General features: G+C 63.3%; 23 protein-coding genes and 1 tRNA gene. 7 read left to right on the top strand and 17 right to left on the bottom strand.

All coding sequences use genetic code 11. The features are described 5' to 3' along the window. The first annotated feature begins 3 nt into the window (after positions 1 to 3). On the top strand, positions 4 to 1518 hold the full coding sequence (trpE, locus tag IEV82_RS06515; protein ID WP_188481154.1) for an anthranilate synthase component I: 1515 nt from the start codon (positions 4 to 6) through the stop codon (positions 1516 to 1518). A gap of 157 nt (positions 1519 to 1675) precedes the next feature. Here the strand turns inward: trpE and IEV82_RS06510 are convergent, their stop codons facing one another. Further along, positions 1676 to 2089, bottom strand: a complete 414-nt coding sequence (locus IEV82_RS06510; RefSeq protein WP_188481153.1) for a SufE family protein — start codon at positions 2087 to 2089, stop codon at positions 1676 to 1678. Between the two features lie 135 nt (positions 2090 to 2224). Between IEV82_RS06510 and IEV82_RS06505 the strand changes: the two genes are divergently transcribed. Then, positions 2225 to 2740 carry a hypothetical protein gene (locus IEV82_RS06505; protein WP_188481152.1) on the top strand — a complete coding sequence of 172 codons (516 nt, stop codon included), beginning with the start codon at positions 2225 to 2227 and terminating at the stop codon, positions 2738 to 2740. Positions 2741 to 2743: 3 nt separating this feature from the next. Here IEV82_RS06505 and rnd read toward each other — a convergent pair whose 3' ends face one another. The 3 genes from rnd to purM all read right to left on the bottom strand — a co-directional run bounded on the left by rnd (position 2744) and on the right by purM (position 5629). After that, positions 2744 to 3901: a ribonuclease D gene (gene rnd / locus IEV82_RS06500; protein WP_188481151.1), complete on the bottom strand. Its 1158-nt coding sequence runs from the start codon at positions 3899 to 3901 to the stop codon at positions 2744 to 2746. 91 nt (positions 3902 to 3992) lie between these two features. Beyond that, the gene (gene purN, locus IEV82_RS06495) at positions 3993 to 4586 is read right to left on the bottom strand and encodes a phosphoribosylglycinamide formyltransferase (protein ID WP_188481150.1); all 594 of its coding nucleotides are present in this window, start codon (positions 4584 to 4586) and stop codon (positions 3993 to 3995) included. Beyond that, on the bottom strand, positions 4583 to 5629 hold the full coding sequence (gene purM / locus IEV82_RS06490) for a phosphoribosylformylglycinamidine cyclo-ligase (RefSeq protein WP_188481149.1): 1047 nt from the start codon (positions 5627 to 5629) through the stop codon (positions 4583 to 4585). The genes purN and purM overlap by 4 nt, the downstream gene beginning before the upstream one ends. A 114-nt stretch (positions 5630 to 5743) precedes the next feature. Between purM and IEV82_RS06485 the strand changes: the two genes are divergently transcribed. Next, positions 5744 to 5820 (top strand) — tRNA-Ile (locus IEV82_RS06485). A 301-nt stretch (positions 5821 to 6121) separates the two neighbouring features. Next, positions 6122 to 6442, top strand: coding sequence for a hypothetical protein (locus tag IEV82_RS06480; RefSeq protein ID WP_188481148.1), 321 nt, complete (start codon positions 6122 to 6124; stop codon positions 6440 to 6442). 27 nt (positions 6443 to 6469) lie between these two features. On the opposite strand, the gene IEV82_RS06475 is transcribed toward IEV82_RS06480, so the two are convergent. Together IEV82_RS06475 and IEV82_RS06470 are read right to left on the bottom strand one after the other, a co-directional pair. Beyond that, positions 6470 to 7186: a sirohydrochlorin chelatase gene (locus tag IEV82_RS06475; RefSeq protein WP_188481147.1), complete on the bottom strand. Its 717-nt coding sequence runs from the start codon at positions 7184 to 7186 to the stop codon at positions 6470 to 6472. Positions 7187 to 7215: 29 nt separating this feature from the next. Next, positions 7216 to 7983, bottom strand: a complete 768-nt coding sequence (locus tag IEV82_RS06470; protein ID WP_188481146.1) for an SDR family NAD(P)-dependent oxidoreductase — start codon at positions 7981 to 7983, stop codon at positions 7216 to 7218. A 211-nt stretch (positions 7984 to 8194) separates the two neighbouring features. On the opposite strand from IEV82_RS06470, the gene IEV82_RS06465 reads away from it, so the two are divergent. Beyond that, the gene (locus IEV82_RS06465) at positions 8195 to 9121 is read left to right on the top strand and encodes a lysophospholipid acyltransferase family protein (RefSeq protein ID WP_188481145.1); all 927 of its coding nucleotides are present in this window, start codon (positions 8195 to 8197) and stop codon (positions 9119 to 9121) included. On the opposite strand, the gene IEV82_RS06460 is transcribed toward IEV82_RS06465, so the two are convergent. Continuing rightward, entirely contained in the window at positions 9085 to 9783 is a 699-nt protein-coding gene (locus tag IEV82_RS06460) for a DUF1223 domain-containing protein (RefSeq protein ID WP_188481144.1), read from the bottom strand. The genes IEV82_RS06465 and IEV82_RS06460 overlap by 37 nt on opposite strands. Before the next feature lie 214 nt (positions 9784 to 9997). On the opposite strand from IEV82_RS06460, the gene acnA reads away from it, so the two are divergent. Beyond that, a complete protein-coding gene (gene acnA / locus IEV82_RS06455) occupies positions 9998 to 12787 on the top strand; it encodes an aconitate hydratase AcnA (RefSeq protein WP_188481143.1) in 2790 nt (929 codons plus the stop codon). A 386-nt stretch (positions 12788 to 13173) separates the two neighbouring features. Here acnA and IEV82_RS06450 read toward each other — a convergent pair whose 3' ends face one another. The 10 genes from IEV82_RS06450 to yajC form a co-directional block, all read right to left on the bottom strand. Continuing rightward, positions 13174 to 13713, bottom strand: coding sequence for a DsbE family thiol:disulfide interchange protein (locus IEV82_RS06450; protein ID WP_188481142.1), 540 nt, complete (start codon positions 13711 to 13713; stop codon positions 13174 to 13176). Next, positions 13713 to 13865: a heme exporter protein CcmD gene (gene ccmD, locus IEV82_RS06445; protein WP_188481141.1), complete on the bottom strand. Its 153-nt coding sequence runs from the start codon at positions 13863 to 13865 to the stop codon at positions 13713 to 13715. Before ccmD ends, IEV82_RS06450 begins: the two co-directional genes overlap by 1 nt. After that, positions 13862 to 14590, bottom strand: coding sequence for a heme ABC transporter permease (locus IEV82_RS06440; RefSeq protein ID WP_188481140.1), 729 nt, complete (start codon positions 14588 to 14590; stop codon positions 13862 to 13864). The genes ccmD and IEV82_RS06440 overlap by 4 nt, the downstream gene beginning before the upstream one ends. Before the next feature lie 58 nt (positions 14591 to 14648). Then, positions 14649 to 15305, bottom strand: coding sequence for a heme exporter protein CcmB (gene ccmB, locus IEV82_RS06435; protein ID WP_188481139.1), 657 nt, complete (start codon positions 15303 to 15305; stop codon positions 14649 to 14651). Next, the gene (ccmA, locus tag IEV82_RS06430) at positions 15302 to 15916 is read right to left on the bottom strand and encodes a heme ABC exporter ATP-binding protein CcmA (RefSeq protein WP_188481138.1); all 615 of its coding nucleotides are present in this window, start codon (positions 15914 to 15916) and stop codon (positions 15302 to 15304) included. The genes ccmB and ccmA overlap by 4 nt, the downstream gene beginning before the upstream one ends. 141 nt (positions 15917 to 16057) lie before the next feature. Further along, the gene (locus IEV82_RS06425; RefSeq protein WP_188481137.1) at positions 16058 to 16423 is read right to left on the bottom strand and encodes an Mth938-like domain-containing protein; all 366 of its coding nucleotides are present in this window, start codon (positions 16421 to 16423) and stop codon (positions 16058 to 16060) included. A gap of 15 nt (positions 16424 to 16438) precedes the next feature. Continuing rightward, a complete protein-coding gene (locus tag IEV82_RS06420) occupies positions 16439 to 17197 on the bottom strand; it encodes a sulfite exporter TauE/SafE family protein (RefSeq protein WP_188481136.1) in 759 nt (252 codons plus the stop codon). After that, the gene (gene secF / locus IEV82_RS06415; protein ID WP_188481135.1) at positions 17190 to 18158 is read right to left on the bottom strand and encodes a protein translocase subunit SecF; all 969 of its coding nucleotides are present in this window, start codon (positions 18156 to 18158) and stop codon (positions 17190 to 17192) included. The genes IEV82_RS06420 and secF overlap by 8 nt, the downstream gene beginning before the upstream one ends. A gap of 1 nt (position 18159) precedes the next feature. Then, positions 18160 to 19821, bottom strand: coding sequence for a protein translocase subunit SecD (secD, locus tag IEV82_RS06410; protein WP_188481134.1), 1662 nt, complete (start codon positions 19819 to 19821; stop codon positions 18160 to 18162). Between the two features lie 46 nt (positions 19822 to 19867). Further along, positions 19868 to 20155, bottom strand: coding sequence for a preprotein translocase subunit YajC (gene yajC, locus IEV82_RS06405; protein ID WP_188481133.1), 288 nt, complete (start codon positions 20153 to 20155; stop codon positions 19868 to 19870). Positions 20156 to 20371: 216 nt separating this feature from the next. Between yajC and IEV82_RS06400 the strand changes: the two genes are divergently transcribed. Further along, on the top strand, positions 20372 to 21043 hold the full coding sequence (locus tag IEV82_RS06400) for a trypsin-like serine peptidase (RefSeq protein ID WP_188481132.1): 672 nt from the start codon (positions 20372 to 20374) through the stop codon (positions 21041 to 21043). The last annotated feature ends 64 nt before the right edge of the window (positions 21044 to 21107 follow it).

Below are 21107 nucleotides of genomic sequence, written 5' to 3'. Positions count from 1 at the left end.
CAAATGGCCACACTGACCCCAGATTTCGACAGCTTTGCCCGCGCTTTTGACGCGGGTCAGAACCAGGTCGTCTATGCCCGCCTTGCCGCCGATCTCGACACGCCGGTGTCGCTGATGCTCAAGCTCACCGGTGCCGCCAAGGACGCCTTCGTGCTCGAAAGCGTCACTGGCGGCGAAGTGCGCGGTCGCTATTCGATCATCGGCATGAAGCCTGACGTGATCTGGCAGTGCCACGGCCACAAAAGCCGCATCAACCGTGCCGCCCGCTATGATTCCGACGCGTTCGAGGACCAGTCGGGCGATCCTCTGACGACGCTGCGCGCCTTGATCGCGGAATCAAAGATCGACCTGCCCGATACCCTGCCACAGGCCGCCGCCGGGCTTTTCGGCTATCTGGGCTATGACATGATCCGGCTGGTGGAACACCTGCCCAACATCAATCCCGACCCGCTCGGCCTGCCCGATGCTGTGATGCTGCGCCCCTCGGTGGTTGCGGTGCTGGACGGGGTCAAGGGCGAGGTCACCGTGGTGTCCCCCGCCTGGGTCGCTGACGGTCTGACCGCCCGCGCCGCCTATGCACAGGCCGCCGAACGGGTGATGGACGCAGTGCGCGACCTGGAGCGCGCGCTGCCGCAGCAGGCCCGCGAAATGGGCGATGCCGCCGAGATCGCAGCACCCGTGTCGAACTTTACCCACGAGGGCTACAAGCAAGCCGTCGAAAAGGCCAAGGACTACATCCGCGCCGGCGACATCTTCCAGGTGGTTCCAGCACAGCGCTGGACGCAGGATTTCCCCCTTCCACCCTTTGCACTTTATCGTTCCTTGCGAAGGACCAACCCCTCGCCCTTCATGTTCTACTTCAACTTCGGTGGCTTCCAGGTGATCGGTGCGAGTCCCGAGATCCTCGTGCGGGTTTTCGGCAACGAGGTCACCATCCGCCCCATTGCAGGCACCCGCCCGCGCGGCGCGACCCCAGCCGAGGATGACGCCTTCGAGGCCGACCTTCTGGGTGATCCCAAGGAATGCGCCGAACACCTGATGCTTCTCGACCTCGGCCGCAACGACGTGGGCCGCGTGGCCAGGATTGGAACCGTGCGCCCGACCGAGAAATTCATCATCGAACGCTACAGCCACGTAATGCACATCGTGTCGAACGTCGTAGGCGAGCTTGATCCCCAACACGACGCGTTGTCGGCACTGCTGGCCGGTCTGCCCGCAGGCACCGTGTCCGGTGCCCCCAAGGTCCGCGCCATGGAAATCATCGACGAGCTGGAGCCCGAAAAGCGCGGCATCTATGGCGGCGGCGTCGGCTATTTCAGCGCGGGCGGCGACATGGATATGTGCATCGCCCTGCGCACCGCGCTGGTGAAGGACCAAAAGCTCTATATCCAGGCGGGCGGCGGCGTCGTCTATGACAGCGACCCTGAAGCCGAGTACCAGGAAACGGTGCACAAATCGAACGCGATCCGCCGTGCTGCTGCGGACGCCGCGCGGTTTACAGGCAACGGCAACGCGTAATCCGGCTGTTGATCGGGGGCGCTGCCCCCGCCGCGCTGCGCGCGTCTCCCCCGAGGTATTTGTCAACCAGAGAAGCCGGGGCGCGGTTCTTCATTCTCTGGTTCGGAAATATCTCGGGGGTTTGGGGGCAGAGCCCCCAACACGGCGTGGCGTTCCTTCAAGGTGACGACGCGTGCGCAAAACCTTGCAAACGTTCAATCATGGCGCGCAGCCCGTTGGAGCGTTGGGCCGAGAGGTGATCATTCAGTCCCAACCGTCCCAGTTCGGCCCGCGCGTCGATGGCGGTCACTTCGGAAGGCGGCACTCCGTCATAGAGCTTGCGCAGCACCGCGATCAGCCCGTTGACGATCATCGCATCCGACTCGCCCTCGAACCGCAACACACCCCCTTCGATCTGGGGGTGCAACCAGACCTGACTGGCACAGCCATCGACCTTGGTGGCCGGCACTTTCAACGCGTCCGGCAAGGGCTCCATCGCACGGCCAAGCTCGATCACCATGCGGTAGCGGTCTTCCCAATCGTCCAGGAACTCGAAATCCTCGACTATCTCTTCAAAAGCGGCGCTCGCCATGGCGGCCTCCGGGTCCAGGTTGCGTGTTCCCCGAACACCTAGGCAGGCGCGGGGCAAACGTCCAGCCCGGGCTTGACGCTTTTCAACCGCGGCGCAATCGGTTACGTCGAAGAAACACTGGCAGAGGGACCGACCATGCGCAAACCCGTGACGCTCTTGATCCTTGCAACCGCGATGCTCACGGGCTGCGTCGCCATCGGCGAGTCGCGTCTGAACCCGTTCAACTGGTTCGGATCGAGCCAGCCTGATCCGGCAGCGCTCGACGTGGCCAATGCCCCCGTGAACCCGCTGATCCCGGCGCGGCGGATCTCGATCATCAGCAACAATGCGCCCGAGGTCTTTGCCGGTCGTCCGATTGCAGAGGTTACCGAGCTTCTGGTCGAACGCCGCCCCGGCGGAGCGATCATCCGTGCCACCGGTCAGGCCGACCGCGTGGGGCCGTTCGATGTGCGGCTTGTCCCGGATGCATCCGCCAGTACCGACGGCACATTGGTGTTCGATCTCAAGGCGTTGCAACAGCCCGGCCCGCGCAGCACCAACCCGCGCGCCCGTCAGGTCACCGTTGGGCTCTGGATCACCGATCAGGATCTGCAGGGCATCCGCACCATCACCGTGCGCGGTGCCAATGATGCGCGCAGCGTCCGCCGCTAGGCGTCAGAGTTCGATGATCTGAACCTGCTTGCCCTTGGCAGCCAGCCCGACGCGCCCATCGCAGAGGCGCAGCGCATCATCGCCGAAGACTTCGCGGCGCCAGCCGTGCAGCGCGGGCACATCGCGGTCACCCGAGGCCAGCGCGTCAAGCTCTGCAGAGGTGGCGATCAGCTTGGATGCCACGCCAGAGCTTTCCGTCTTGGCCTTCAGCAGCACGCGCAGCAAATCCGCCAGCGCCGGGTTCACCTGCGGCGACGGGCGCGCGTCATCCAGTGAGGGCAATTGTTCCTTGGGCATGCTCTGGGCGCGGTGCACCGCCTCGAGGATGCCATTGGCGATCTCGCCCCTGCGCGCTTCGCGCAACAGCAGACGGGACCGGCCCAGATCGGCCATGTCCTTGGGTTTGGTCGATGCCAGTTCGACCAACGCATCATCCTTGTACACCCGACTGCGCGGCACGTTGCGTTCCTGCGCATAGGTCTCGCGGAAGCGGGCGAGTTCCTTGACCAGCGCAAGGAAGCGCGGCGCGTTCGACCGCGTCTTGACGCGCATCCACGCGTCTTCGGGATGGGTGACATAGGTTTCGGGATCAAGCAGCACGCCGATTTCTTCCTCGACCCAGCGGTCGCGCCCGGTCTCGGCCAGTTTCTTGCGCAGGTATTCATAGATCACCCGCAGATGGGTCACATCGGCCAGTGCATAGGCGGTCTGGCTGTCCGACAATGGCCGCAGCGACCAGTCGGTGAAGCGCGAGGATTTGTCGAGCGCCTGTTTGGCGATCTTTCGCACCAGCGTCTCATAGCCCACCTGTTCGCCGAACCCCGCCACCATCGCCGCCACCTGAGTGTCGAACAGCGGCCTGGGAATGACCCCATGGTCGATGTGGAAAATCTCGATATCCTGCCGTGCCGCATGGAACACCTTGACCACATCCGGGTTGCGGAACAGATCCATCAGCGGCTCGAGCGACAATCCTTCGACCAGCGGATCAACCAGAACGGCGTCGTCCTTGCCATCCCCGCGATAGGCCAGCTGGATCAGGCACAGCTTGGAATAATAGGTCCGTTCCCGCAGGAATTCGGTATCGACGGTCACATAGGGTGTCTGTGCAGCGCGTTCGCAGAATGCGGCAAGCTCGGTCGTGGTTGTGATGATGTGCATGTCTCGGGTCGTTCGTTATTCTTGTGTTTTCGGTCCCCGTCCCGCGTATAGACCAAAAGCCAGGCTTTGCCTAGCGTCCGGGCCTCAATCGTCAGGGCAGATCGATACGGGCCGTGTCGCCTTGGGCAAAGCGCCGAAGGATCAACGGATAGAGCATATGTTCCTGCACCAGCACCTTGGCAGCCAGGGTCGCGGCGGTGTCGTCGGGCGCGATCGGCACCCGCACCTGTCCCAGCACCTGCCCGCCATCGAGTTCGGCGGTGACCTCGTGCACGGAACAGCCGGCCTCGGTATCGCCCGCGTCGATGGCGCGCTGATGGGTGTGCAGACCCTTGTATTTTGGTAACAGCGACGGGTGGATGTTGAGCATCTTGCCCTGCCAGCGCGTCACGAAGCCTTCGGTCAGCACCCGCATGAAGCCCGCAAGGCAGATGATGTCCGGCCGCGCCTGATCCAGCACGTGGTTCAACGCATCTTCAAACGCCGGACGGTCGCCGCCAAAGGGCCGGTGATCCACGACAGCTGTGGGAATGCCGCGCGCCTTGGCTTTCTCCAGACCACCCGCATCGGCGCGGTTGGACAGCACCAGCACAGGCTGCGCCGGGTGATCGCCGGTCATGTCATCGGCCAGCGACACCATGTTCGAGCCTCCACCCGAAATCAGGATCGCCACCCGTTTTCTCAACGCAGCGCGCCCGTGTAAGCCACGCCCGGAGCGCCGGTGACGGTACCGATCCGGAACACGGTCTCGCCCGCCTCTTCCAGCACCGCCGTCAGCGCATCCGCTTGGTCCGGGGCCACGACGGCGATCATGCCGATGCCGCAGTTGAAGGTCTTGAGAAGTTCGGACTCGGCCATGCCACCGGTCTGCGCCAGCCATTTGAACACCGGCGGCAAATCCCATGCCGTCAGGTCGATCTGCGCGCCCAGACCCTCGGGCAGGACGCGCGGCAGGTTCTCGGTCAGACCGCCGCCGGTGATGTGGGCCAGTGCGTGCACGCCGCCGGCTTTTACCGCCGCCAGCGCCTGCGTCACGTAAAGCCGTGTCGGAGTGAGAAGCGCTTCGCCCAGCGATCCGTCGGCCCAGGGGCAATCGGCATCCCAGCCAAGGCCGGAAACCTCCACCAGCTTGCGCACAAGGGAGTAGCCGTTGGAGTGCACGCCGTTCGACGCCAGCCCCAAAAGCACATCACCCTCACCCACGCCACTGGGCAGGTCCGTGCCCCGCTCCATTGCGCCTACGGCAAAGCCCGCGAGGTCGAAATCACCCGCCGGGTACATGCCCGGCATTTCCGCCGTCTCGCCGCCGATCAGAGCACAGCCCGACTGCGCGCAGCCTGTCGCGATGCCCTCGATCACCCGTGCGGCGGTGTCGGTGTCCAGCTTGCCCGTCGCGAAATAATCGAGGAAAAACAGAGGCTCCGCGCCCTGACAGACCAGATCGTTGACGCACATCGCAACAAGGTCGATGCCCACGCCATCCACATGGCCGGTGTCTATCGCGATGCGCAGCTTGGTGCCCACACCGTCCGTGGCCGCCACCAGCACCGGATCGACAAAGCCCGCGCCCTTGAGATCGAACAGCGCGCCGAACCCGCCGAGCCCCGACATCACACCCGGCCGCGCCGTGCGCTTGGCCGCGGGTTTGATCCGTTCCACAAGGGCGTTCCCTGCGTCGATATCCACACCCGCATCCGCGTAGGTGATGCCGTTCTTGCCGTCTGTCATGCTGCACCCTCCGAAGGTCGCGGCTGCCTTAGCGCAGCCTTCGGCACGAGTCCATCATCCGCGTGCCGCGCCTCTTGACGCGCCCCGGCGGTCTGGTACTGAAATACACATGGCGGGCCTGTAGCTCAATTGGTTAGAGCAGAGCGCTCATAACGCTTTGGTTGCGGGTTCAAGTCCTGCCGGGCCTACCAACACACCGCCAAAACACCCCTGAACCCCAATCGAATATGGCGCATCCTGCCCCCGAGAGGATGAGACCGGTGCGCCGTTTCGGACGTTTCGTTTTCAGCATGCCTTCGCGGACGCAACCGGCTTCATAAGATTTCAGCGCCAAATCTCGACCCCACTTGCCTTTGGATATGAACCGGTCAATATCGCCAGTGCGTTGCTGCAAATTTTAAGCATTTCACCGCAGAGGCGCTGACGAGGCGGTGTGATCGACCGCCCCGGTCTCGACAAGATTGAAGCGTCACCCCTTACAACGAGACAAACATGAAATACGCACATGTCGCGGTTCTGTCCGCGGCCCTTTTCGCTCTGCCCCTCGCCGCTGCCGCCGCAGGGTTCGATCTTGTCAACAAAAGCGGCTACACGATCACCGAAGTCTATGCAGGGCCCTCCAACGAGAGCAACTGGGGCGACAACATCCTGGACGGTCAAATCCGCAACGGAGAAGAACTCGAAGTCACGCTCGACACAAGCGGCTATGGCTGCTTCTGGGATGTGATGTACGTCTTCTCGGACGGAGACACGTTCGAGGAGTTCGATGTCGATATCTGCATGATCGACGGAGACAGCTTCGTTATCGAGTGACCTGCCGAAACGGTGCCTTGGCGGGCTTTATACGCATCTCGACACATCAGATGTTGTCGCCCGCCAGCGCAGCGCACCCGCGATCATCCTGGGCACCTCCGGGTGCAGGCCGATCGGGTCGAGCATGATCCCCTTGAAGCCCGAAGCGTCCACCGCTTCGGGCAGATCCTCCAGCACATGCCCGCGCCGTGCGGCAAAGAACGGCAGGCAGATGGCGTTGGACCCCAAGCCTGACAGTGCATCTGTCAGCGACGGGTCTTCCTCGACAAAGCCGCAGCGGACCGACTGGGGGCCAAAGCCCTCGGCCACGCGGTCGGCAAAGGCGCGGGTCGCCTCGGACACGCGGCGGGATTTGCCCGATCCGTGACCGGCGACGACCAGATCGGTTTTGTCCGGTTCAAGCCCGTGATCCGTACAGACCTGCCGCAGCCAATCGGCGGCCAGCATCGGCAAGGTGCAATCCAGACCAAAGCTGACCAGTTGCGGACCCGCGCCCTCGGCCAGTCGTTTGGGCAATTGCACCTGCGTGAACCAGCCATCCGCCATGAACATCGGGTAGATCAGCGCGCCGGGACGGTTGGCCGACAGCGCCTCGATCCGGCCTTGCGCGGCCAGCGTCACGCCGTCGATACGGGCCTCGGGCAGATGTGCTGCCACGGCAGCGGCAAGCGCCGCGATCTCGGCCTCGCCCACATCGGGGTCAGAGGGTTGGCCGTGACTGACGATCAGCGCATCAAAGGACATGGGGCGGCTCCGCGTTACCTGCCGCAGACTTAGCGCGGGGCCATGCGGATGGCACCATCCAATCGGATCACTTCGCCGTTGAGCATCTGATTCTCGACGATATGGCGTACAAGCTGGGCATATTCGGACGGACCACCCAGACGCGACGGGAAGGGAACCTGAGCACCCAGAGAGTCCTGCACCTCTTGCGGCAGGCCTTCGAGCATCGGCGTCTTGAACAGCCCCGGCGCAATTGCACAGACGCGGATGCCAAGCTGCGCCAGATCTCGCGCCATCGGCAGGGTCATGCCCACCACGCCGCCCTTGGACGCGGCATAGGCCACCTGCCCCACCTGCCCTTCGAAGGCTGCGACAGAGGCGGTGTTGACGATCACGCCGCGCGCGCCGTCCTGGTCCAGCGGGTCGTTTGCTGCCATCAGCTCCGCCGCCTGCGAGGCCACGTTGAATGTGCCGATCAGGTTGACGCTGATCGTGTTGGCAAAGGTCTGCGCGTCATGCGCCGCCCCTTTGGACACCGTCTTGGCGGCAGGCGCGATGCCTGCGCAGTTCACCGCGACGTGCAGCGCGCCATGGGCCTGCCGGACCTGCTCCATCGCCGCTGCAACACTGTCCGGATCGCTCACATCGGTCTTGATGAAAATGCCGCCAAGCGCCTCTGCCCGCGCCCGCCCCACCGCCTCGTTCATGTCCAGCAGCACCAGCTTTGCCCCGGCCTCGGCCAGCGCGGTGGCGGCAGCGGCCCCGAGGCCGGATGCGCCCCCCGAAATGACGGCAACGGTGTCTTGCGTGATGATCATGCGCTCTCTCCCTGCTGGTTCTGGCTGTCACGAATGGTGATGCACCGCGATCCTTTCTGAAGTGTTTCGGGGTGGGAAAACAACCCGGCTGCACCTTTCGGGGACAGAGCACGACAAGCCCGGTGCAACGGGCTTTGACACGCGATTTGCAAATCGCGTATCAAGCGCCCTCGAAGGCGCTTCTCCGCCGCCACCAATCGCAGGTTTCCTTTTGCCCCAGACCAAGACGCGCAAACACATCCCCGGTGGCTGGGAGGACTGGGCGACCGACCGCGTGCTGCGTGCAGCGATCTGGTGCGCGCTGCGCCTTCCGCTGCGGGCGCGGCTGTGGCTGATGGGGCGGTTGATCCGCCATGTGGTGGCGCCCCTTGCAGGCTACCGGCAACGCGCCATGAACAACCTTGCGCATGTCTGGCCCGACATGGGCGTGCTCGACCGCCGACACCTTGCCGACCGGGTGGCCGACAATGCCGGGCGCACGATGATCGACAATTACGACGTGCACGGCCTGATGCGGCGCATGGCCAAGGCCGAGATTCGCGGCGAGGGGCTGGTCGAAGTCGAACAGGCCCGCGCCGAGGGGCGCCCCGTGCTGTTCGTCACAGGCCATTTCGGCAATTTCGAAGCCCCGCGCGCGGCATTGGTGGCACGGGGATACCGGATCGGCGGGCTCTACCGACCCATGTCGAATCCGTATTTCAACGCGCATTACGCCGCCAACATGCACGCCCTGTCGGACCCCGTGTTCGAACAGGGGCGGCGCGGCACGATCGGGCTGATCCGCCACATCCGCGAGGGCGGGATGGGTGTGCTTTTGTTCGATGTCTATGACAGCGCAGGCGAAGTGATCGACTTCATGGGCCAACCCGCGCCAACCCTGACCTCAGCCGCCGATATCGCACTGAAAACCGGCGCGCTTCTGGTCCCGTTCTTCGGCATTCGCAAAGCGGACGGGATCAGTTTCGACGCGGTGTTCGAAGCCCCCGTGCCGCATGGCGATCCCGTCGAGATGATGCGCGAGGTCACACGGCGGCTCGAGGCACGGATCCAAGCGCATCCCGAACAGTGGTTCTGGATTCACCGGCGTTGGAAGCCGAAACGTCAGCGCAAGCGGGCTGCGGCCAATATGGCGCCCTGACCCTTGGCCTGCACCAGGACCACGATCGGGTTCTGACCGGACACCGCTACGGTCTGAAACAGCGGCGACATGCCGTCCCAATCACCGATGTCGATCCACTCGGTCACGATAAAGCTGTGCGACAGGGTCTTGCCCGCGTTCTCGCCGCGCGCGATCTGAACCGTGGCCGCGGGCTGGTAACGGATCAGGATCACGTCGGCACGGCGCAGCGTATTCACTTCTTTGCCTCGGATCGTCAGCGTATCGCCTGAGCGGTTGATGTCGATGCGGGCCGGCATTCCCTTGGCCTTGTGCGCCTGAACGAGGTCGGACACGTCCATAGTGCGGTTGCCCGCCACCTGGTCACTGCCGTTGATGACCATCTGCGGGGTGTAGATCACATTGGTGCCAAGATTGTGGGCGTAGGCTTTCTGGCGCTTGGTGAAAGCAGGCTGGGCGAACTTGTCCTTCCAGCCGATATAATCCCAGTAGTCGACATGCAGCGCGAGAGGGATCACGTTGTCATACTCGCCCAGCCGGGTCAGCAACGCGTCTGCGGGCGGACAGGAGGAACAGCCCTGCGATGTGAACAGCTCGACCACCACGGGCGCGTCCTCGGCCTGCGAGGCCGTCGCGGTCACACCAAGCAGCAGTGCTGTCATCAACGCAAAAAGCCTGTTCATGCCGCCTGTTTCCCGTCCTTGCATTTGCATCAAGACACTTAGCCATAGCGAAGTGAAATAACCAATCAAGGTTTTGCGATAGGCCGCGATCGGAGCGGCATCGCCTTATTGTGCACAATAGTATACCAAAATCGTCGCACCCCCCTTGATCGAGTCGGAGCCATCAGGCAAACAGCGGCTCAGAGATCCGAATTCCCCTTTGAGGAGCCATGTCATGTCCATCATCGTTGGTCAGGATACAGCCAAGACGCGTAAGACCCTTACGGTCAATGGCCAGTCCATCGCCTATTACTCGATCCCCGCAGCCGAAGCGGCTGGGCTCGGGACGTTTTCGAACCTTCCCGCCTGTCTGAAGGTGGTGCTTGAAAACATGCTGCGTTTCGAGGACGGCAAGACCGTCAGCGTGGATGACATCAAGGCCTTCGGCACATGGGGCGAAAACGGCGGCCAGAACCCGCGCGAGATCGCCTACCGCCCGGCCCGCGTCCTGATGCAGGATTTCACCGGCGTGCCTGCCGTGGTCGATCTGGCCGCGATGCGCGACGGGATCGTGGCGCTTGGCGGCGATCCGGAAAAGATCAACCCGCTGAACCCTGTGGATCTGGTCATCGACCACTCGGTGATGATCGACGAGTTCGGCAATCCGCGTGCGTTCCAGATGAACGTGGACCGCGAATACGAACGCAACATGGAGCGCTACACCTTCCTCAAATGGGGTCAGAACGCGTTCAACAACTTCCGCGTCGTGCCGCCGGGCACCGGCATCTGCCATCAGGTGAACCTTGAATATCTCGCCCAGACTGTCTGGACCGATGCGGACCAGAACGGCGTTGAGGTTGCCTACCCAGACACGCTTGTGGGCACCGACAGCCACACCACCATGGTCAACGGCGCTGCCGTTCTGGGCTGGGGTGTTGGCGGGATCGAAGCCGAGGCCGCGATGCTGGGTCAGCCGATCTCCATGCTCATCCCCGAAGTTGTCGGCTTCGAGCTGACCGGCGCGATGATGGAAGGCACAACCGGCACCGACCTCGTTCTCAAGGTTGTCGAAATGCTGCGCGAAAAGGGCGTGGTCGGCAAGTTCGTCGAATTCTACGGCAAGGGTCTTGATACCCTGCCGCTGGCGGACCGCGCGACGATTGCCAACATGGCGCCCGAATATGGCGCCACCTGCGGCTTCTTCCCGATCGACGACGAAACCCTGCGCTATCTCAAGACCACCGGCCGCGACATGGACCGGATCGCGCTGGTCGAAGCCTATGCCAAGGAAAACGGCTTCTGGCGCGATGCGGATTACGCGCCGATCTACACCGACACGCTGCATCTCGACATGGGAACCATCGTGCCCGCCATCTCGGGCCCCAAGCGCCCGCAGGATTACATCGCCCTGACCTCGGCGGCGACCGCGTTCGGCAAATACGTCAAGGGTCTGCGCGAGGGCAAGGACGCCGCGCCGAAAGAGGAAAGCCGCTGGGAAGGTGAAGGCGGCGCGCCGGAGCCGACCGACATTCCGGGCGACGAAGGCCACCACCGGCGCGGCTACGTGACGACCAAGGATGGAAATTACCAGTTGCATGACGGCTCGGTCGTGATCGCGTCGATCACCTCCTGCACCAACACGTCGAACCCCTACGTGATGATCGGTGCGGGCCTTGTCGCCCGCAAGGCGCGCGAAAAGGGTCTGACCCGCAAACCTTGGGTCAAGACATCGCTGGCCCCCGGTTCGCAGGTCGTGTCGGCCTATCTCGAGGCGGCAGAGCTTCAGGAAGACCTTGACGCCATCGGCTTCAACCTTGTCGGCTATGGCTGCACCACCTGCATCGGCAATTCCGGCCCGCTGGCCGAAGAGATCAGCAAGTGTATCAGCGACCACGATCTTGTCGCCACATCTGTCCTGTCGGGCAACCGCAACTTCGAAGGCCGGATCAGCCCGGACGTGCGCGCCAACTACCTTGCCTCCCCGCCCCTCGTGGTGGCCTATGCGCTGGTCGGTGACATGAACGTGGACATTTCGCGCGACCCGCTGGGCCAGGACCAGGACGGCAACGATGTCTATCTCAAGGACATCTGGCCGACCCAGGCCGAGATCGCGGAACTCGTCGAGCGGACCGTCACGCGCGAAGCGTTCCAGTCGAAATATGCCGACGTCTTCAAGGGAGACGACAAGTGGCAGGGTGTCGAGACCACCGACGCCAAGACCTATGACTGGCCGCCCAGCTCGACCTATGTCCAGAACCCGCCCTATTTCCAGGGCATCACCATGGACACCAAGAAGATCGAGAACATCGAGGGCGCCAAGGTTCTGGCGCTTCTGGGCGACATGATCACCACCGACCACATCAGCCCGGCCGGATCGTTCAAGGACACCACCCCCGCGGGCAAGTACCTGATCGAACGCCAGGTGCCGCAGCGCGAATTCAACTCCTACGGCTCGCGCCGGGGCAACCACGAGATCATGATGCGCGGCACCTTCGCCAACATCCGCATCAAGAACGAGATGCTGGACGGGGTCGAAGGCGGCTACACCAAGGGTCCGGACGGCGACCAGACGTCGATCTTCGACGCGGCGATGGCCTATCAGGAAGCGGGCATTCCGTTGGTGATCTTCGGCGGCGAACAATACGGCGCGGGATCAAGCCGCGACTGGGCGGCCAAGGGCACAGCGCTTCTGGGCGTCAAGGCCGTGGTCGCCGAAAGCTTCGAGCGTATCCACCGCTCCAACCTCGTTGGCATGGGTGTGATTCCGTTCGAGTTCACCGGCGGCGACACCCGCAAGTCGTTGAACCTGACCGGCGAGGAAACCGTGTCGATCCACGGGCTGGACACGATCAGCCCGCTGGCCGAAGTGCCCTGTACCATCACCTACGCAGACGGCACCGAGAAGACGATCACGCTCAAGTGCCGGATCGATACCGCCATCGAGATCGAATACATCGAACATGGCGGCGTGCTGCACTACGTGCTGCGCGATCTGGCCAGCCGCGACACCGTGGCGGCAGAATAAAGCCGGTCGTCAATCGTTGGAGACTTGGAACAGGCGGGCTTTGGCCCGCCTGTTTCGTTCAGCGCATCTGGTCCCTGTCTGATCGGGCTTGGAGCGAGGAAATCCGTTCACGGCCTGCCGCAAAATCGGGCGATCCCGGCAAGATCCCGCACAAAAATGAAAAAGATATTCAGAATTTGGTTCAAGTTGTCGCATGTGACAGCTTGGCCCCTACAAAAGCCGCGCGGATACACCAATTAGTCGTCCAACAGGCGCAAACATCGACGAGTCATATCATGAAGCTTTTAACGATCATCCAGACCGCAGCCTTGCTGTTTATCGCAGGCGCGAGTGTGTTCGCCGGCATCCCTGACGCCGGCACGACACTCTTTCCGTAAAATCTGATTTTAATCCACCAGCGCGTTTTCCAGCGCTGGCACAAACCTTTGTTCGTAGTCGGACCCGACAAGAGGTCCGGCGAACCGGAACAGCACCGTTCCGTCCCCATCCACGATAAACGTCTCGGGTGGCGCGGTCACGCCCCAATCGATCGACGTACGCCCTGCCGGGTCGAACGGTACGGCGGCGAACGGGTTGCCGTCCTCTTCCAGGTAGCGGGTGGCATTGCGTTCCTGATCGCGGATGTTGACACCGATGATCTGCATGCCTTCGGCCTGCATTTCCAACAGCTTGGGATGCTCGACCCGGCAGGGCGGGCACCAGCTCGCCCAGAAATTCACCAGCGTGACCTCGCCAGAGGTCAACATCGCCGGATCAAAGGCCTCGTACCCCGCAAGCGCCACCTCGGTGATCGGTGGGGCCGGTTGACCCACGCGAGTCGAGGGCAGACCCTGCGGGTCGTCACGGAACATGCCGACATAGGCCAGCACCGCAAAGGCACCGAAAATCACCGGCGGCAGAACCATCAAGGGGGAAATCTTCGCCATCAGCTGCCCCGCCGGTTTTCGATCTCGTCAAGCGCGGTCTTGACCTTGCGCGCGCGCCAGACGCTGACCAGCACGATCACCGCCAGAAGCACGATTGTCACCCCATAGGAACTGAGCACCGCAAAGGCGTATTTTCCAAGATCCGGCATCATGCCTGCCCCTCCCGCGCCAAGAGCGCCCGTGTGCGGCGGGCGCGGATCTCGGTCTGGGTGCGCAGGAACACCAACGCGATGAACAGCAGCACGAACCCGGCGATACAGACCAAGAGCGGGAACCAGAACACGTCCGAGATGTTCTCTTCCTTGTCGAGGCTGAGCGTCGCGCCCTGATGCAGCCCCTGATTCCAGAAATTGACGGCATAGCGGCTGAGAATCGCGAACACCGACCCCACCAAACAAAGAATCGACGTCAGGTCTGCCGCCGTGTCGTCATTCTCGATCGCTTCCCACAGGGCCATGTAGCCAAGGTAGAACAGGAACAGGATCAGGAACGAGGTCAGGCGCGGATCCCATGCCCACCATGTGCCCCACATCGGCTGGCCCCAGAACGCACCCGTTGCCAGCGCAATCAGCGTCATCACCGCCCCCACCGGCGCTGCCGCCCGTGCGGCAAGAGCCGAGACGTGATGCCGCCGCACGATCCAGATCAGTGACGCCACCAGCATCATCAGCCACGCGTTGATCGCCATCAGCGCCGAGGGCACGTGGATGTAGATGATCTTGACGGTTGAACCCTGCCGGAAATCATCCGGCGTAAAGAAAAAGCCCCAGACCAGTCCGGTCACGAGGCTGATACCCGTCAAAGCCCATACCCATGGCAACACCTTGTCGGTGGTGCGGATGAACTTCACAGGATTTGCATATTCCCAGAATGACATGAAAATCAGGTAGGCGGTTTTTGGGGCATCTTCAATTCAAAAAACCGCATGGGACGCGTTACCGCAGATTGATCCGCAGAACGGCCGCGCTGGCAAAGGGCAAGAGCGCGATCACGCCAAAGCTGATCCCGGCCAGCAACAGCAGCGGCGCCTGAACTGTCAACCCTTCGGCCCCGCGTCGGGCCACCTCGGCCCCGAAGATCAGCGTGGGCACGTAGAGCGGCAGAACCAAGAGCGACATCAGCAGTCCACCGCGCTTGATCCCCACGGTCAACGCCGCGCCAAAGGTGCCGATCACGCTGAGCGCGGGTGTGCCGACCGCCAGGCTGATCACCACCCATTGGTAAGCCGGGATCGGCAGGCTGAGCAGAACGCCCAGAACCGGTGCCGCCAGCACCAGCGGCAGGCCCGTGGTGATCCAATGCGCCAGCGCCTTGATGCTGACGATGCCCTCCATCGGGAGCGGTGCCGTGGCCAGCAGGTCGAGCGAGCCATCCTCCCAGTCGAGCGCAAGGATGCGGTCGAGCGACAGCAGGCAGGCCAGCAGCGCGCCGATCCACAGGATACCCGGCGCAATGCGCGACAAAAGCTCGGTCTGCGGGCCAACGCCAAAGGGCACCAGAACCGTGACGATCAGAAAGAACGACAGGCCAAGGCCAAAGCCGCCGCCAGCCCGGATCGCCAGCATCAGGTCACGGACAAGCAGCGCCTTCACAGGAACGCCTCGTCCATCTGGCGGGTGCGGGGTTTGGCCCTGAACGGCGTCAGGTCAAGCACCCGCGCCTCGGTCAGGCCAAGGTCGATATGGGTCGCCATCAGCGCGCTGCCACCCGATTTCAGATGCCCGCGCACCGCTTCGGCAAAAAGCGCCACCGACGCCACGTCCAGCGACACGGTCGGCTCGTCCAGCACCCAGATCGGGCGTCCCGTGACGACCAACCGGGCAAGACCCAGACGGCGCTTCTGCCCCGCCGACAGGGTGCCCGCCATGCGGTTGCGCAGGGAGGTCAGGTCAAAGGCGACAAGGGCCGCGTCGATCTCGGACAGGCCGAACACCGACGCCCAAAAGCGCAGGTTCTCGGTCACGCTGAGCATCGCCTTGAGCCCGTCGGAATGCGCAGCATAGGCGATCTGGTCTTCGGCACCGGTCACGCTGCCGGTTTCAGGCGGCTGCAACCCTGCCACGCTGCGCAAAAGCGTTGTCTTGCCGATTCCATTGGGGCCGCGCAGCACAAGCGCCTCGCCAGGCGCGAGGTCGAACGACACGCCTTCGAGGATCGCAAGGCCGCCGCGGGTCACGGCCAGATCGCGGACTGACAATTTCATGCGCTTGGCTTAGACCAAGCCCGGCGCGGGCAAAAGCGCGAAAATTCCGAATTTTGGGATCGGGTGCAAGAGCATGGCGCGCGCAAACATATCAGCCGGGGGCGGCTTTGCGTCAACGGAAAGCCATGATGCGTCGATGCATCATGTGGCGTCCCCGACAGGCAACAGCGCAGCCGCAACCCTGCGTCCCTCGGACAAAAGCACGTTGTAGGTGCGACAGGCCGCGGGCGAACTCATCGCCTCGACTCCAATCCCGCGCGCCTCGAGCCTGTCGCGCAAAGCGGCCGGAATATGCGCGATATCCCCACCCGTGCCGACGAACAGCACATCCACCGCACCCTCGTAGGCCAGCAGCGTGTCGGCATCGTCATACCCACCCCAGGGCTTGGTGCCCGTGGGACCGGTCACAACTGGCCCCTCGTGTTTCGTGCCGCCAATGCGGAAAAAGCCGGGGCCATACCCCTCGATCGGCTGCGCGTCGGTAAAGACCACTTCGTTCAATCGCATGTTCGTCCCTTCCCGTTACATCCTGTCCCAGAGCGGCACCCCGGCCAGCGTCGCCAGCCCGATGATGGCATAAGCCACGGTGCGGTAAAACCGTTCCCTCTCGGGGCGGAACAGCGCCTGCCCGATCAACGATCCGACACCGTAGGGCACCAGCAAGAGCACCCCGAGCGCCACCGCCTGAGCCGTCAGCACACCCTGCGCCGCCATCAGCGGCAGCATCAGCAGGCTAGTCATCGTCAGGAACACCACAGTGGTGGCCCGCGTGGTGGTGATGGTGTCGCGCCCGGCCAGTTGGAACAGCACCATGATCGGCCCGGTCAAGCCGCTCAGCCCGCCGACAAAGCCAGCCGCCGCACCGACCCCCATCCGCGTGCCCAGCGTCGGTTCGACCCTGTAGCGCCAGCCCGCGATCAGGGCGATCAGCGTCACGGCGCAGACCGTCACAACAACCCAGCGGATCACGGTCACATCCGCCACCCGCAGCACGCAGATACCGAACGAGGCCGCAACCGTGGCCGACAGGATCAGCACCAGCACCGCCTTGCGGTTCACCAGGGGCAACGCGCGCGGAAACACCGTCACCAGGGACGACATGGCAGATACGGAAAAAGCGGCAATCGCCACGACGGGCGCCACGTAGATCACCGTGACCGGCATGTAGATCAACGCCGCACCAAACCCCGCAAAGCCATAGACGATGCCGGCAACGATGGTGACCAGACCGATCCAGACAAGGCCCGGTGTCGCCAAGGCTCCCAGCAGCGCGTCAGGCATCCACGTTGGCGAACTGGTTGCCGGTGGTGTCGGTCGGCTTGGTCCAGTCGCGCTTGACCCCGAGCCAGAGCAGGATCGCCGAGGCGACAAAGATCGACGAATAGGTGCCGACGATCACACCCCAGATCATCGCGAACACAAAGCCCCGGATCACGTCGCCGCCCAGCACAAACAGCGCAACCAGCGCCAGCAGCGTGGTGGCCGAGGTCATGAAGGTCCGGCTCAGGGTCTCGTTGATCGAGATGTTCAGAACCTCCTTGAGGTCCTTCTTCTTGTATTTCACGAGGTTCTCGCGCACCCGGTCGAACACCACCACCGTGTCGTTGAGCGAGTAGCCCACGATCGTCAGCAGCGCCGCGATGATGGCGAGGTCGAACTTGATCTGCAGCTCGGAAAAGATGCCGATGGTCAGGATCACGTCATGCACCAGCGCGATCACGGCACCGACGGCGAATTGCCATTCGAACCGCAGCCAGATGTAGATGAGCACAGCCCCGATGGCGAGTACAACTGCGATGATCGCCGTCTGGATCAGTTCGCCCGACACCTTCGGACCAACCGATTCCACCGACACGAACTGGATGTCCGGCACCACGGTTTGAAGCGCGGCCTCGACCTGTTCGATCACCGTCGTGCTGACCGCCTCTTCGCCGTCCTGCGCCTGAATGCGCACCATGGCGACGTTTTCATCGGGGCCGAAACTCGGATCGAACACCTCGGAAATGGTGATATCGCCCAGGTCCAGCGCGCCGATGGCATCGCGGTACTGGCCCACATCCACCGGCTGCGCGCTTTCAGTACGGATTGTCGTGCCGCCCCGGAAGTCGATGCCGTAATTCAGCCCCTGCAGCAGGAACGATCCGAAGGACAGCACCATCAGGAAGGCGGAGATGCCGAACCACAGCTTCCAGCGGCTGAAGAAATCGAAATTCGTGTTCTCTCTGACCAGTCGCAAACGCATATCAGACCTCTATCGTCTTGGGGCGACGGCGTTCGAACCAGATCACGATCAGAAGCCGGGTGACAAAGATGGCAGTGAAGACCGAGGTCATGATACCCAGACCCAGCGTGATCGCAAAGCCGCGCACCGGGCCCGAGCCCATGACGAACAGGATCACCGCCGTGATGAACGTCGTGATGTTGGCGTCCACGATGGCCGACAACGCCTTTTCATAGCCCAGCTCGATGGCACGCGCCGGGCCTTTGGCAGTCTTCAGTTCTTCGCGAATCCGCTCGAAGACCAGCACGTTGGCGTCCACCGCCATACCCACGGTCAACACGATCCCTGCAATGCCGGGCAAGGTCAGCGTGGCGCCGATCAGGCTCAAAAGGCCGAAAAGCAGGCCGATGTTGATGATCAGCGCGATATTGGCGAACATCCCGAACAGACCGTAGCTCAGCGCCATGAAGACCAGAACGCCGACAAAGGCCACAAGCGTGGCAATGCGCCCGGCTTCGATGCTGTCCTGTCCCAATTCGGGACCGATGGTGCGCTCCTCGAGGAATTCCAGCCCGGCAGGCAAGGCACCTGCCCTCAGCAGAACCGCAAGCTGCGTGCTTTCCTCGACCGAGAAATTGCCGGTGATGATGCCCGATCCGCCGGGAATGTGGCTCTGGATCACCGGAGCGCTGATCACCTCTTCGTCCAGCACGATGGCAAAGGGATTGCCGATATTGGCCGCCGTGTAATCGCCGAACTTGCGCGCACCGGACGGGTTGAAGCGGAAATTGACAGCCGGGCGACCGTTCTGGTCAAAGGCGGGCTGCGCATCGACGAGCTCTTCGCCGGACACCACCGGGGCCTGTTCGAGGATGTAGAACACGCCGCTTTCGTCCAGCGACGGCAACACCTCGTTGCCCACGCCGGGCGCGCTGTTCGAGTCGTCGGTCCGGCCAACCACCGGCTGAAAGGTCAGCTGCGCAGTGGTGCCGATGATCTCTTTCAACTCGGCCGCCGATCCGATGCCCGGCACCTGGATCAGGATGCGGTCGCTGCCCTGCCGCTGGATTGTCGGTTCGCGGGTGCCGACCTCGTCGATGCGGCGGCGGATGATCTCGAGGCTCTGCTGCATCGTCCGTTCGTCGGTGGCGGTCTGTTCCGCTTCCGACAAGGTGACGACGATATCCGCGCCCTCGGCCCGGACATCCAGATCATTGCTCAGCGAACCGGTGACCGACACCACGGGTTGGGCCAGACCGCGCACCAGTTCCAGCGCACGCGCCATGCCTTCGGGCTGCGAGATGCGGACCCGCAAGGCGCCGTCTTCCGAAGGCTGCAGCCGGATCGTGCCCACGGCCTCCCGCTCCGGGCGCAACACGTCGCGCACTTCGGGCCAGAGCGCCTCGAGCCGGGACGCGTACACGTCCTCGACCTGAACTTCGGCCAGAAGATGCGCGCCACCGCGCAGATCAAGGCCAAGGTTCACGAGCCCCGATGGCAGGAAATCCGGCCATCCCGCGCTTCGCGCCACCAGTTCCGGGGTTTCGCCCGACATCTCGATCGCGGCAACGGCGTCGTTGTGTTGCTCCACCCGCGGGTAGAACAGGTTGGGCAGCGCCAGAAACAGTCCCACCGCAACGGTGGTCCAGATCAGAAGGCGCTTCCAGAGGTCGATCTGAAGCATGAGCGAACGGTCCGATGCGGGTGGGGAAAAGGATCAGGTCAGGTGATCAGGTGTTGGCGGGTTCGGTCTTGGACACGACCTGCGCGACGGTGCTCTGCACCACGCGAACCTTGACGCCTTCGGCAATCTCGACATCCAGCTCGTTGTTTTCCTTGACCTTCACGACCTTGCCGATCAACCCGCCCTGGGTGATGACGACATCGCCGCGACGCAGACCCTCGACCATTTTCTGATGATCCTTCATCTTTTTCTGCTGCGGACGGATCAGCAGGAAATACATGATCGCGAAGATCAGAATTAGCGGGACGAACTGGGCAATGGCGTTGCCTTCCATGGGCGTGCTCCTTCAAGACGGCGGGGAATGCCCACCGATACTGGCCATAAATTTGGCCGTTACCTATGTCGCCATGCGCGGCTTTGCAAGGCGGGTGTGCCACCGGGAGAGCCGTGCGGTGCGACGCGACAAAAGCGGTCGACCGCTTTTGCAAAACCGTCGGCGGTTTTGTCCGCCACCTTGTGACACGCTGCGAAATAGGGCTTACATCGCGCCATGATCCGAGCCGCCCTTGCCTCTGTGGTCCTGTTTCTTGCTTCAACGGCGCAGGCCGCGGACCTGCCGGTCCTGCCCGCATCCGACCATCCGGCATGGCAGGCGGTCGGTCGCGTCAATGCCGCGGGCTACCGAACACGCGAGATGTGCACCGGCACGCTCATCGCTCCCGACATGGTGCTGACCGCCGCACATTGCGTGGCCGGCACCGACGGCGTGGGCCCACGCGCCGACGAGATCACCTTTGTCGCCGGATGGCTGCGCGGCACCGCCGCAGACACTGTGTCGGGCGCGTCCATCTGGGTGCATCCTCAAGCCTATGCCGAAGGCGCACTCGACATGCGCTATGACGTGGCGCTGCTGACGCTCGAACGGCCCTCGACCGTGGCCCCTTTGGGACTGTCCGACACAGAGCCCGAGGCACCGTTTGGCCTCGTCGCCTATTCCAGCCGCCGCCCCCACATGCTGGGTGCCGACTTTGCCTGCGGCGGGCAGCGACTCGCGGGCATCCTGCGTCTGGACTGCGCCGTCACGCCGGGCAATTCCGGCGGGCCGGTGCTGGTCCGGGCGGATGAGGGCTGGGCGGTTGCGGCGGTGATCAGCGCGATGGGACAGGGCGGTGCGCTGGCGGTCCCCGTCTCGGGCGTGGTATCGCGCCTGAACGCGCTCTGACCCCTACCAAAGCGCCGCATTCCGGTGCATAAGGCCGCGCATCACAGTTGCGAGTCAGAAGGAC

This window comes from Marivita lacus, from assembly GCF_014637725.1.
Classification (GTDB): domain Bacteria; phylum Pseudomonadota; class Alphaproteobacteria; order Rhodobacterales; family Rhodobacteraceae; genus Marivita; species Marivita lacus.
This window is presented reverse-complemented; position numbering and strand designations above follow the sequence as displayed.

What these genes read in the sequence shown, in the direction of transcription:
- trpE (WP_188481154.1), top strand. Translation starts at nt 4, where the DNA reads ATGGCCACACTGACCCCAGATTTCGACAGCTTTGCCCGCGCTTTTGAC.
- IEV82_RS06510 (WP_188481153.1), bottom strand. Translation starts at nt 2,089, where the DNA reads ATGGCGAGCGCCGCTTTTGAAGAGATAGTCGAGGATTTCGAGTTCCTG.
- IEV82_RS06505 (WP_188481152.1), top strand. Translation starts at nt 2,225, where the DNA reads ATGCGCAAACCCGTGACGCTCTTGATCCTTGCAACCGCGATGCTCACG.
- rnd (WP_188481151.1), bottom strand. Translation starts at nt 3,901, where the DNA reads ATGCACATCATCACAACCACGACCGAGCTTGCCGCATTCTGCGAACGC.
- purM (WP_188481149.1), bottom strand. Translation starts at nt 5,629, where the DNA reads ATGACAGACGGCAAGAACGGCATCACCTACGCGGATGCGGGTGTGGAT.
- IEV82_RS06480 (WP_188481148.1), top strand. Translation starts at nt 6,122, where the DNA reads ATGAAATACGCACATGTCGCGGTTCTGTCCGCGGCCCTTTTCGCTCTG.
- IEV82_RS06475 (WP_188481147.1), bottom strand. Translation starts at nt 7,186, where the DNA reads ATGTCCTTTGATGCGCTGATCGTCAGTCACGGCCAACCCTCTGACCCC.
- IEV82_RS06470 (WP_188481146.1), bottom strand. Translation starts at nt 7,983, where the DNA reads ATGATCATCACGCAAGACACCGTTGCCGTCATTTCGGGGGGCGCATCC.
- IEV82_RS06460 (WP_188481144.1), bottom strand. Translation starts at nt 9,783, where the DNA reads ATGAACAGGCTTTTTGCGTTGATGACAGCACTGCTGCTTGGTGTGACC.
- acnA (WP_188481143.1), top strand. Translation starts at nt 9,998, where the DNA reads ATGTCCATCATCGTTGGTCAGGATACAGCCAAGACGCGTAAGACCCTT.
- IEV82_RS06450 (WP_188481142.1), bottom strand. Translation starts at nt 13,713, where the DNA reads ATGGCGAAGATTTCCCCCTTGATGGTTCTGCCGCCGGTGATTTTCGGT.
- ccmD (WP_188481141.1), bottom strand. Translation starts at nt 13,865, where the DNA reads ATGATGCCGGATCTTGGAAAATACGCCTTTGCGGTGCTCAGTTCCTAT.
- IEV82_RS06440 (WP_188481140.1), bottom strand. Translation starts at nt 14,590, where the DNA reads ATGTCATTCTGGGAATATGCAAATCCTGTGAAGTTCATCCGCACCACC.
- ccmA (WP_188481138.1), bottom strand. Translation starts at nt 15,916, where the DNA reads ATGAAATTGTCAGTCCGCGATCTGGCCGTGACCCGCGGCGGCCTTGCG.
- IEV82_RS06425 (WP_188481137.1), bottom strand. Translation starts at nt 16,423, where the DNA reads ATGCGATTGAACGAAGTGGTCTTTACCGACGCGCAGCCGATCGAGGGG.
- IEV82_RS06420 (WP_188481136.1), bottom strand. Translation starts at nt 17,197, where the DNA reads ATGCCTGACGCGCTGCTGGGAGCCTTGGCGACACCGGGCCTTGTCTGG.
- secF (WP_188481135.1), bottom strand. Translation starts at nt 18,158, where the DNA reads ATGCGTTTGCGACTGGTCAGAGAGAACACGAATTTCGATTTCTTCAGC.
- secD (WP_188481134.1), bottom strand. Translation starts at nt 19,821, where the DNA reads ATGCTTCAGATCGACCTCTGGAAGCGCCTTCTGATCTGGACCACCGTT.
- yajC (WP_188481133.1), bottom strand. Translation starts at nt 20,155, where the DNA reads ATGGAAGGCAACGCCATTGCCCAGTTCGTCCCGCTAATTCTGATCTTC.
- IEV82_RS06400 (WP_188481132.1), top strand. Translation starts at nt 20,372, where the DNA reads ATGATCCGAGCCGCCCTTGCCTCTGTGGTCCTGTTTCTTGCTTCAACG.